Here is a 10,936-nt window from a genome sequence, read left to right as displayed (position 1 = left end):
AACGCGTGGCAGTTTTCGCTTCGACTGCTCGACGATGCCACCTCACGTCGAGGCACAATTGCAGAACCGAAGGATCAAGCGAGATGGGAGAGGGTGTCGGGGACGACAACCCCTCCCATCTCGCAGTTATTACGCCGTGCGGTGGCGTCGGATCGCGATGAGGGCTGCGCCGGCGAGCAGCAGGAGCAGGGCAGTGCCGGCGATGGCCGACACCTCCGCGCCCGTGCGGCTCAGCGCGGTGCCGTCGCGGGTGATCGTGATCGTGTCCCATCCGATGACGTCGCCGTCTTCGGCCACGATCGCGATGCGGTGCTGCCCGGCGGGCGTGTCCGCCGGGATGCGGAACTGCGTCGACCCATCGGCGTCGACCACGTCGGCGCCCAGCGCGATCGGCGCGGAGTACAGCCACGCCCACACCCGCTGGCCCGCCCAGTCGCGGCCGACCTGCACCGTGATCATCGACCCGGCCGCCGCCGAGCCGGGAGCCTGCACGTCACCGCGGTTGTCATCGATGAGGTCGTCCGCCGACGGAGCGGATGGTGCACCGTCGCTCGGGTTGGTCGGCTCGGTGGGGGTGCCGGGTTCCGACGGGGTGCCGGGTTCCGTCGGGGTGCCGGGCTCTGTCGGCACGGTCCCGTCGGTCTCGAGCACCAGTGGGGCTAGGGCGACCCAGTCCACGTCGGGCGCGATGGCGTAGCCGGGTAGGACGACCTGCTCGCGGATGCTGCCGCGCTCGTCGATGTACAGCGTCTCTTTGGTGTTGCCGAAGGTGATCGCACCGCCGTCCGTCCGCAGGTCCAGCTGCATGACCGCCTCCCAGAAGTTGGTCGACGTGTACGTGTAGCGGAACGTGGTGCGGCCGACGAGTCCGTCGACGCCCTCCTCCTCGGCCTGCAGCCCGAGGTCGACGACCTGCGGGTTGTAGTCGTGCGTGCCCTCGATGTCGTCGTTCGAGAAGTGCACGACCGCGTTGTACCGGCCTGCCTTCGCGAAACCGTCCAGGCGGGGCAGCGTCATGGTGCCCTCGTTCTCGGGGTTCGCATCCGTGATGCCCAGTCCGCCGACGTAACCGCCGGTGCCGTTCGTCAGCGCGCCGCCGAAGCCGCGCACCGCCGCGGTACCGTCGAGCACGATCCGGCCGTCCTCGGCCTCGATGCGGATGATGGATGCGTCGCCCTCGACCGCACGGGTCGTCGAGACCCCGTGCACCGTAGCGCCGCCCGCGCTGCGCAGCTCGAACTCCGCGATGCCCTCGGGCAGGTGGATGCGAGCGGTCTTCTGGCCGGCGGCGAAGGCGGTGGCGACGCGGCCGTCCACCGTCAGCTCGAGGTTCGAGCCCGTCCAATCGATCTCGACGTCGTAGTAGCCCGACTCCACGTTCGACGGGTACACGTCCGCTCGCTGGCCGGCGGCGATGCGCGCCGAGCCGTCGCGCAGCGCTGCGCCGTCGAACACGCGGAACCCGGTGGCCGGGTAGCGCTTCGACTCGGTGTTCGTCGTGTCGCCGACGCGCTGCAGGTGCAGGCGGTCGACGGTCACGCCGCCCTCCTCGCCGGCGCCCGGCAGCAGCACTGTGCCGTCCTTGCTGGTGCGCAGGCTGATGCTGTGCGCACCGGCCTCCAGCTGCAGTGCCACCTCGGCGGTGCCGCGTGCGGTCGTGCGCGCCAGCGGCGGGCGCACGGCGTTGGCGCCGTACTGTACCGTCTCGGCGAACTGCCCGTCCACGAAGACCGCGTGCTGCACGGCCCGGGCCGGCGTGGCGCCGAGCACCGTGAAGCGGTACAGGCCGGCCTCCTCGACCTCGACGTCCCAGTCGATCCGCGAGGTCGGGGTGCTGAAACCGGACACGTCGCGCTCGCCGGAGAGGCGGTAGCCGCCGCCGTGGGTGCGAGCGGAGGCGTTGGTCAGCGCCAAGTCCTCGGCCTCGGCGACGTGCAGCTCGGGCTGCTCGGTCACGAGGTCGGCCACCACGCGCTCGGAGGAGGGCGTGATGATCACCTGGTAGGTGCTGCTGGCATTGAACGACGGGATGCGCAGCGTGGTGCTGCCGTTCTCGAGCTCCTGCGCGTCGTAGGCCGCGACCACGCGCGGGGTGTCCGCGATGCCGTCGGTGCCGCTGACGAGGTTCTCGCGCACCTCGATGTCGACCGAGCCGCCGAAGACGTCGCCGGGCAGGTTGTCCAGCGCGAGCTGGCCGTCACGACCGGCCTGGATACCGCCCACGATGACCTGCGCGCGTCGATTCTCCTCGTCGATCGCCGCGATGGCCTTCTCGCGGTTGGCGGTGACCTGGGCGGTCTCGGAGCCCATCATGTCGCCGTACCACTTGAACAGCCACCAGCCGCCGTTGGCGGCGTTGACCTTCGCCTGGTTGTCGGACATGGTGCCCGAGGCCGTCCAGTAGGCGGTCTGCGCGTCGATCTTCGCCGCCTCGAAGGCCGCGAACCAGCGCAGCAGGTTGGCCGGCGAGCTCATGTCGGTGCTCGCGCCCCACTCCGTGATGTTGATCGACGGCATGTCGGCCTGCTGGATGCCCATCTCGCGGGCATAGCGCTGGAACTCGGCCACGCGGTCCGGCATCCAGACGTAGCCCCGCAGCTCGTGCCACACGTAGATCTCGGGCACGGTGTCGGTGCGGATCGCCATGTCGAGGAAGGCCTTGATGTTGCCCTCGCCGCGCCAGGCGCCGTCACCGGGGCCGGCGATGCGGGGCTCGTCGAGCCCGTGCTCCGCGTAGATGCCGTCGATCAGGTCGACCGCGGCCTCCCAGTCGCTGACGTCGCCCGGGGTGTTGCTGTCGGGCTGGTTGCCCCGGTGCATGTACCGGTCGTAGTCGTCACCGCGGCTGTACCACTGCAGGTCGACCTCGTTGAACGGCTTGAAGACGTAGTCGTTCGGCCGGTCCGAGTTGCGGGCGACCTCCTCGACGACGATCTCGAGCACCTCGAGGTAGTCCCAGACGTCGTTGCCGCCAGCGGTGCGCTCGGGGGTGAGGCGCCCATCCGCGTCGCGCACGTAGGTCCAGTCGTCGCCGGGTCGCACGCCGCCGTTGTAGGGCCAGTCGGGGTAGTAGTCCTGCGTGTAGATGTACAGGTCCTCGCCGTGCTTGTCGAAGAACGTGTCCTCGATGTTGAAGGCGTCGCCGCCCGGGTGCTGCGTGCCGTACGGGGCCTTCTGCGAGATGTTCGTCATCGCCGCGCCGTTGACGAGCGCCTGGGTGGGGGAGCCCTCGTCGCCGAGACCGTAGAGGGTGCCGGAGGCGCCACCGCGGAAATCGCCGGTGCGCTGGGCGAAGTCCACCGCGACGTCCTCCGTCTGCCGGGCGTCGACCGTGACGGTGGCGGTGAGCACCGCATCCGAGCCGGCGATGGAGCCGCGCACGTCGAAGGTGGCGCCGGGGGTGGCGTACTGGCTCGGCCGCACCGCAGCCCAGCTGATCGCAGCGTCGCTGACCAGTCCGCTCTCGTGGGTGACCCCGACGCGGGCGGGCAGCTGCGGGGCGCTGCCCGCGGCCGTGGCGACGGTGAAGGCGGTCTGCTCGACGCTGTCGATGGGGCCGACGGCGTCGGCGAAGCCGCCGCCGACCTGCTCGTCGGAGAGCGCCTCCCCGTAGATCGTGAAGTCGTCGAACTCGCCGCCGAACGACGACGCCCACTGCGGCGACCACGGCACGCGGCCGATGAGGCCCGAGCGCGTGCTGTTCGCGTTGCCCAGCTTCGCGAAGTCGAGCGCGACGGCCTCGGTGCGGATGAGGTCGCCATTGATGTAGTAGGCGACCGACTCGCCGTCGGCGACCGTGGTGATGTGCGTCCACACGTTCGGTGTCAGGGCCGACGGCGCGGATGCCTTGACCTCGGTGCCGGAGTTGGCGACGGCCTTGGACTGGCCGCCCTCGCTGGGCTGGTAGTAGAGCCCCCAGTTGTCGCTCGGCAACCGGTCGCTGCCGACGATGTACGCCCAGGGCAGCTGGGCGGCGTTGCGCCCGTCCCACTTGATCCAGGTCGAGACCGTCATCGCCTCGCGGCCCTCGAACAGGCCGGCCGGGATGTCGAGATGCGCCTGCAGCGGAGCGTTCTGAGCGCCGCCGTCGAAGACCCCGGAGGCACCGGAGTCCTCGAGCGGGCCGGTACCGCGGGGGAGCGTCGAGCCCGAGCGCACCCTGGCGTCGAAGGCCTCGCCGAGCGAGCCGCTGTTGTCGACGGACGCCGCGTCGGGAGCGCTGTCGAAGTCGTAGGCGATCAGGGGTGCGGGCAGTGCGGTGTCGGCGACCGCCGGCTGCGCGGGCAGGGTCGCCGCGCCGAGCGCCAGTGGTGCTGCGACGAGGCAGGCCAGCGCGGAGCGCGCGGGCCTGCGTCGGGGGGATGTGCTGGTGGTCATCAGTTCCTCGTCGTTGAGTGGAAAAATGATAGCGGTATCATTTTGTACAGATCCGGTGCGGAAAGTCGAGCCCCGGGGTCAGCCCGATCGCGGCGGCGAGGCGCTCGCGCGCAGCACGAGGCTCGGCTCGAGCGACCGGCACACCCGCCCGCCGCCCGCGAGCTGCTCGCGCAGCAGGCGCACGCCGAGGCGCCCCAGAGCGGCGAAGTCCTGGCGCGCGGTCGTCAGCGACGGCGTCCACAGCGGGGCGAGCGGATGGTCGTCGAAGCCGACCACCGAGACGTCGTCGGGCACCCGTCGGCCGCCGTCGATGAGCCCGCGCATCACGCCCATCGCGATCTCGTCGTTGCCGCAGAACACCGCCGTCACCTGGTCGTCGAGCGCCATGAGGCGGCCGAGGCGCACGGCGTCGCGCGGGTCCCATCCGGTGTCCAGCGGAGGCGGCACGGCACGGCCCGCATCCTGCAGCGCGCGCCGCCATCCGGCAGCGCGGCCGCTGTTGCGCGAGCTCGACGGGATCCGCACGTGATGCACCGTCCGGTGCCCGAGATCGAGCAGCATGGCGGTGAGCGCCCGGCCCGCCTCCTTCTCGGCCAGCAGCACCTGCGAGCGCGAGTGGTCGCGTGCGCCGGCCAGGGCGACGACCGGCAGCGATCTCGGCAGTCTCCGCAGCGCTGCGACGCCCGCCGGGTCGAACTTGAGCGCGATGACCCCGTCGAGCGGATGCGAGAGCACGGCCTCCACAGCCTGCTCGACCCGCTCCTCCTCGGCGCTCTCGATCACGGTGATGAGGATGGCGGTGCCATTTGCGCGCGCCTCCTCCTCGATCCCGCGGATCGTCTCGGCGTAGCCGTGGATCGATGTGTCGGCGGTGAGGACGCCGATGGCTCCGGCCGCTCGCGAGCTGAGCTGGCGCGCGGCCGGATTCGGTCGGAACCCGAGCTGGGCGATGGCGCGCTCGACCTGATCCTGCTTGCCGGGCGTGACCCTGGCGGAACCGGTCAGCACCCGCGAGACCGTCGGCACGGAGACGCCGGCCAGCAGCGCGACATCCGAAATCGTCGCGGGCCGGCCATCCGATCCCGCCGTCGCGGTCACTTCACGGCGCCGCTGGTGACGCCGGCGATGATCTTGCGCTGCGCGACCATGAAGACGATCAGGAGGGGCAGGGTCATCAGGATGATGTAGGCGAAGATCAGGTGCCAGTTCTGCAGGTAGAGGCCCGAGCTCGCGACGAGGTACAGGTTCAGCGGCAGGGTGTCGAGCCGCCCGCCGACGACGAAGAGGGCGTAGAAGACGTCGTTCCAGATGTAGAGCGAGATCAGGATCGTCGCGGTGGCGAGCACCGGCATCATCAGGGGCAGGATGATGCGCACGAACACCTTGACCGGTCCAGCACCGTCCACCCGCGCGGCCTCCTCGAGCTCGGGCGGGATGGTGCGCACGAAGCCGGTGACGAAGAAGATCACGGTCGACATGTACATGCCCATGTAGACGCCGATCATGCCCACCGGGGTGCCGGCGAGGCCCATCTGGCGCAGCAGCAGCACGATGGTCACCACGGCCGGCGGCAGCACGATGCCGCTGATGCCGAGCGCGTAGAGGAAGGCGAGCAGGCGGGACTTGCGGCGCCCGAGGATCCAGGCGGCCATCGAGCCGAGGATCAGCACGCCGAGCACCGAGGGGATCATGACCAGGAGGCTGCCGCCGAGCGCCGCGAGCATGCGCCCGTCCGTCAGCACGGTCGCGAAGTTCTCCCAGAGCAGGAATTCCGACGGCAGCGCGAGATCGGGTCGGAACGCCTCGGCCTGGTTCTTCGAGGCGGTGACGACGACGAGCCAGAACGGTACGCCGAGCAGCGCCACGGCGGCGACGATCGCGACGGTCGGCTGCACGAAGCGCAACGGGCTGCGGCGGCGACCGGTGGTGTCGGGGCGGAGATGGGTGGTGCTCACAGGACGTTCTCCCGTCGGCGGAGGAAGCGGATGACCGGGAAGGCCAGGAGGGCGACCATGAGGAAGAGCACCAGGCTCATCGTCGTGGCCTGCGCGAAGAGGCCCTGCCCGAAGGTGCGGAAGATGAAGATGTTGAGGATCTCGGTCGTGCTGCCGGGGCCGCCGGCGGTGGTGGCCTGCACGATGTCGAAGCCGTTCATCGATCCCAGCAGGGCGGTGGCGACGTTGAAGGTGACGGCCGGCGCGAGCAGGGGAAGCGGATGCGGGCGAAGGTCGCCCACCAGCCGGCGCCGTCCAGCCGAGCGGCCTCGATGACGTCGGCGTTGATGGTCTTGAGCCCGGCGAGGTAGATGAGCATCGACAGGCCCATCCACTTCCAGGCGTGCACGAGGGCGACGACCACGATGGTCCAGGTCGTGCTGCCGAGCCAGGCGATCTCGGAGGTCGAGTCGGTGAGCAGGCCGAGGATGCCGTTGAGCGCGCCGTCGGGCTTCAGCAGCGCCTGGAAGATGTAGCCGGCGGCGAGCGCCGACATGATGACCGGCACGAAGAAGGCCACCCGCACGGCGCGGTTGACGCGGGTGTCGCGCTCGAGCAGCAGCGCGAGGATGAGGCCGAAGAGGTTCTGGAAGATCGCCACCAGCACCGCGTAGACGAGCGTGATGCCGAGGGCGCTGAGCAGCTTGCCGTTGGCGAAGAGCGCCTCGAAGTTCTTGGTGCCGATGAGCTCGATCTCGCTGCGGAAGCTCGACCAGTCGGTGAACGCGTAGAAAAAGTTCGACAGGGTCGGCACGACGAAGAAGATCAGCAGTACGGCGAAGGCGGGGATGAGGAACCAGAGCGGATGGTCCTTCGAGCCGTGCCGGACGGGCGTCTTGCGGATGCCCTGGGCGCGCGCGGCGCCGCGTGAGAGACCGAGGTTGGCGGTCATCGCTCCGTCCTCTCTGACGGGGAGGGGATGGGGCGGCGCGCACGCCGCCCCATCCGGTTGATCAGAAGCCGGACGCGCCGATGGCGCCGGCCAGCTCCTCGAACTGCGACTGCGTGGTCTCAGCCACCTGCTGCGGGGTCTGCGTGCCCTGGATCATGTCGCCGAGGTTGAGGTAGAGGTCCGGGTTGACGATCGCGAGGGCCTGCATCGAGCCGACCGAGTCGCCGAGCGAGGCGCTCACGTCGAGCAGCGCCTGCGGCACGCCGGCAGGCGACGGCACGTCGCTCTGCAGCGAGACGGTCGACTGCGCCTCGACGAAGGCCGGGTAGCCGTCGCCGAGCCAGTAGCTCAGCAGCTGACGGGTCGCCGCCTCGCGCTCGGCGTCACCGGTGGTGAACGCGACGACCGCGTTGGCCTGGTCGGGGATGAAGGTGCCGACGTTGCCCGAGGGCGAGATCGGGAAGAATCCGATCTTCTCGTCGAGCTCCTCGGTGTCGGCCAGCGACTGCAGCTGGCCGAAGAAGGAGTTCACCTGCACGGTCATGGCCGCCTCACCGGCGAGCAGCGCGGGGCCCTGATCCTCGAAGGTGGCGGTGCGCAGGTTCTCGTTGAAGAGGCCCTCCTCGATGAGATCGTTGTAGCCCTCGATCGCGCCCAGGATGGTGGGGTCGGTGAACTTCTCTTCGCCGGCGTTCACGCGGTCCCAGAGGCCGTCGGTCGCGGCGTCGGCGAGCTGCACCTGCACCCACCACTGCGTGGCCCACGGGGTGCCGCCGCCGAAGTCGAAGAAGGGCGTCACTCCGGCGGCCTTGAGGTCGCGGGCCGTCTGCAGGAACTCGTCCCAGTTCTCCGGGGTCTCGGTGATGCCGGCCTCGGCGAACACCTCCTTGTTGTAGTAGACCCCCTCCACGGCGGGCGTGCTGATCAGCGCCGCGTAGCGGGTGTCGTCGAGGATGCCGGTGATGTCGCGCAACGCCGGGTCGTACGCGTCGAGCCAGGGCGCACCCTCGAGCGACTGCAGGTTCTGCGAGGCGTTGAGCGCCGTGAGCTGCGAGGCGGTCGGCTGCCAGAACGCGAGGTCCGGCTTGTCACCGGTCGCGACCCGGGTCTGCACGCTCTGCTCGTACGGGTCCGGGATCGTCTGCACGTCGATCTCCGCACCGGTGAGCTCCTCGAAGCCCTCCACGACGCTGTCGGGGATGGTGTTGGAGTTCTGCGCGGCCCAGATGGTGAGGCTCGTACCGGTCAGGTCGGTGTCCTGCGCGGGCCAGCCCTCGGCGCCGCCGCCGTTGCCATTGCCGCCGCCGGTGCCGGGGTCCGAGCATCCGGCCAGGGTGAGCGCTGCGACGGCGGCGAATGCTGCCGCTGCGGGGATCCACTTCTTCATTGAACTGCTCCTTCGTGACTGCGTTTCCAAGTGTGGTGCGAAGCCTCAGACCGCCGCGTTCGGGTGCGCGGTGAGGCGGAGGGTGCGCGCAGCGAGTCGATCGCCGACGTGCACGTCGAGCACTCCGCGTTCGGCGTCCCAGGAGGTCGGCCAAGCGGGGAGCGAGGGGGAACACGGTCTCGACGACGACGTCGCGACCGCGCAGGTGGGGCAGCTCGAGGGCGACGGTGCCGCCCTCGCCGTGCCGGTGCCAGAGGGAGACGAGCGACGAGCCGTCGCCATCGAGCGCGAGGGCGACGTCGCCGTCCTCCCACCCCGGCAAGCCGAGCGGCCAGCTCGGCACGCTCCCGGCGATCTCGGTGCGCAGCGATCGCGCGGCGGCGATCGCCTCGGTCACCAGCCTCCGCTGCGCATCGTCCATGCGGTTCAGATAGCCCGAGACGTAGTAGCGGCCCAGCAGTCCGGTGACGAGGCAGAACGCGATCTCCTCCGCATCCATGTCCGGCTGCGGATACGCCCAGCTGGCGGCCTGCTCCGGCAGCATCGCGAGCGGAGCGGATGCGGCGATCGGCGGGTAGCGGCGGAAGTCCTGCTGGTCGGAGGTCGACTGCATGGCCAGGCGGGAGAGCATCGCCCAGTCCATGCGCATGGCGCCCGAGCTGCAGTTCTCGATGACGAGTTGCGGATGCCGGTCGAGCACGCCGTCGAGCCAATCGAGGTGCGCGCGGTTGTGGGCGAGCAGGCCCGCACCCGGACTGTCGGCGTGCAGGTCGGTGCCCGCACCCGGGTCGATGTTGTAGTCGAACTTGAAGAACCAGACGCCGAACTCGCGCACGAGCCGGTCGACGACGCCGTCGAGGTGAGCGCGCGCCGCCGGGTGGCGCAGATCGAGGTGGTAGCGGTGGTGCTCCACCACGCGCTGCCCGTGACGCTGCAGGAACGCCTCGGTCGGCAGCGCATCGGCCACGGGGCTGCGCACGCCGACCACCTCGGGCTCGAGCCAGAGGCCCGGCACCATCCCGGCGTCGTGGATCGCGCCGATGACCTCGCCGAGGCCGCCCGGGAACCGGGTGGTGGACGGCAGCCACTCGCCCACGCTGTCCCACCAGTGGCCCGAGTCGTCGTACCATCCCGCGTCGATGCAGAACACCTCGGCGCCGACCTCCGCGGCGCTCGCGATGAGCGGCAGCAGCTTCTCGGTGGTCGGATCACCGTCGAGGGTGTTCATGTAGTCGTTGAAGACCACCGGCATGAGCCGGTTGTCGTCGTGATCGCGACGGGAGGCGCGGCGGTACCGGGTCAGCGCGGCCACGGCCGCATCCGCGTCCGCTCCGACGGCCACCGTGACGGGCACCGTGCGGAAGACCTCGCCTGGGCGGAGCATCTGCGACCACGAGGAGTCGTCGGCGGTGGGGCCGGAGAGCGCGAGGTAGCCGCCCGCGGTGTCCTCGCCGATCTCCCATCGCCACGAGCCGTTGTGCTCGATCTGCCAGGCGAGGGCCCGTCGCTGTTCGGCGTGCTCGAGCACGGCGAAGGGGAGCTGCTGACCCGTGGACCAGGTGCCCGTGGAGGCGACGCGGTGACTGCCGCGCGGGTCGTGGCCGGTGAGATGCTCGGCGAGACGCGGGAAGAGGTCGCGGCGCAGGTCGGTCGTGGTCCAGCGACCCTCGCCGAGCCAGTCGCTGCGCCCGGAGAGCAGCTGCCATCCGGCCATCGGATCGTCATCGCCGGCCAGGGTGAATCCCGCGCTCCAGGAGGCGACCGACAGCAGGACGACGGGCTCGTCGCCGGTGTTGCGCACCTCTACCGTCGAGCGCACCGCGGTGGTGCCCGGCAGCACCTCGAGCTGCGCCCGCGCCTCGAGAGCGCCTGAGGACTGCACGATCTCGAGCCGGGCGGTGCCGTCCTCGAGGGACTGCTGCGTGCCGACGTGACGGAACGCGGCCCCGAGCTCGGTGTGCACCGAGCGTGCGGAGGCGGGCACGTGGCCGCTGCCCGCGGTGAGCACCTCGACGAGCGGCACCCTGTGCTCTCCGCGCTCGGCACCGTTCTCGCTCAGCGTCACCGTCACCGGCTCGTCCTGCGACCAGTGCAGCGCGAGGGCGATGCCGCCTGTCAGCCAGGTGTCCGTGCTCATCCGTGCTCCGTCTCCATCGACGTCGTCGCGCTATCGAATGATACCGCTTTCAGAGATGCAACGTAGCGCAGTTTGAAACCGCTATCAAGATCTATGATGAACGGCAGGTGCCGTCCCGCAGGGAGCGGCCGGACCGCCCAGCAGAAGGA

The 10,936-nt window shown here is 70.3% G+C and carries 7 protein-coding genes; all 7 read right to left on the bottom strand.

Annotated features, from left to right (window positions below):
* Positions 1-129: 129 nt before the first annotated feature.
* Positions 130-4,377: a LamG-like jellyroll fold domain-containing protein gene (locus QQK26_RS08110; RefSeq protein WP_284231750.1), complete on the bottom strand. Its 4,248-nt coding sequence runs from the start codon at positions 4,375-4,377 to the stop codon at positions 130-132.
* A 78-nt stretch (positions 4,378-4,455) separates the two neighbouring features.
* The gene (locus QQK26_RS08105) at positions 4,456-5,475 is read right to left on the bottom strand and encodes a LacI family DNA-binding transcriptional regulator (RefSeq protein ID WP_284231749.1); all 1,020 of its coding nucleotides are present in this window, start codon (positions 5,473-5,475) and stop codon (positions 4,456-4,458) included.
* Positions 5,472-6,332, bottom strand: a complete 861-nt coding sequence (locus tag QQK26_RS08100; protein ID WP_284231748.1) for a carbohydrate ABC transporter permease — start codon at positions 6,330-6,332, stop codon at positions 5,472-5,474. The genes QQK26_RS08105 and QQK26_RS08100 overlap by 4 nt, the downstream gene beginning before the upstream one ends.
* Positions 6,329-6,532, bottom strand: coding sequence for a hypothetical protein (locus tag QQK26_RS08095; protein ID WP_284231747.1), 204 nt, complete (start codon positions 6,530-6,532; stop codon positions 6,329-6,331). The genes QQK26_RS08100 and QQK26_RS08095 overlap by 4 nt, the downstream gene beginning before the upstream one ends.
* Complete coding sequence (locus tag QQK26_RS08090; protein ID WP_284231746.1) at positions 6,529-7,263, bottom strand: carbohydrate ABC transporter permease; 735 nt, start codon at positions 7,261-7,263, stop codon at positions 6,529-6,531. Before QQK26_RS08090 ends, QQK26_RS08095 begins: the two co-directional genes overlap by 4 nt.
* Positions 7,264-7,324: 61 nt before the next feature.
* Complete coding sequence (locus QQK26_RS08085; protein WP_284231745.1) at positions 7,325-8,449, bottom strand: ABC transporter substrate-binding protein; 1,125 nt, start codon at positions 8,447-8,449, stop codon at positions 7,325-7,327.
* Entirely contained in the window at positions 8,352-10,787 is a 2,436-nt protein-coding gene (locus tag QQK26_RS08080; RefSeq protein WP_284231744.1) for a glycoside hydrolase family 36 protein, read from the bottom strand. Before QQK26_RS08080 ends, QQK26_RS08085 begins: the two co-directional genes overlap by 98 nt.
* Positions 10,788-10,936: the final 149 nt, after the last annotated feature.

The sequence above is a fragment of the Arenivirga flava genome, assembly GCF_030161575.1.
Taxonomy (GTDB): Bacteria; Actinomycetota; Actinomycetes; order Actinomycetales; family Microbacteriaceae; genus Arenivirga; species Arenivirga flava.
Note: the sequence above shows the minus strand (reverse complement) of the source record. Positions and strands in the feature narration are given on the sequence as shown.

Excerpts from the sequence above, each read along its gene's own strand:
- QQK26_RS08110 (WP_284231750.1), bottom strand. The coding sequence starts at position 4,377 with ATGACCACCAGCACATCCCCCCGACGCAGGCCCGCGCGCTCCGCGCTG.
- QQK26_RS08095 (WP_284231747.1), bottom strand. The coding sequence starts at position 6,532 with ATGAACGGCTTCGACATCGTGCAGGCCACCACCGCCGGCGGCCCCGGC.
- QQK26_RS08090 (WP_284231746.1), bottom strand. The coding sequence starts at position 7,263 with ATGACCGCCAACCTCGGTCTCTCACGCGGCGCCGCGCGCGCCCAGGGC.
- QQK26_RS08080 (WP_284231744.1), bottom strand. The coding sequence starts at position 10,787 with ATGAGCACGGACACCTGGCTGACAGGCGGCATCGCCCTCGCGCTGCAC.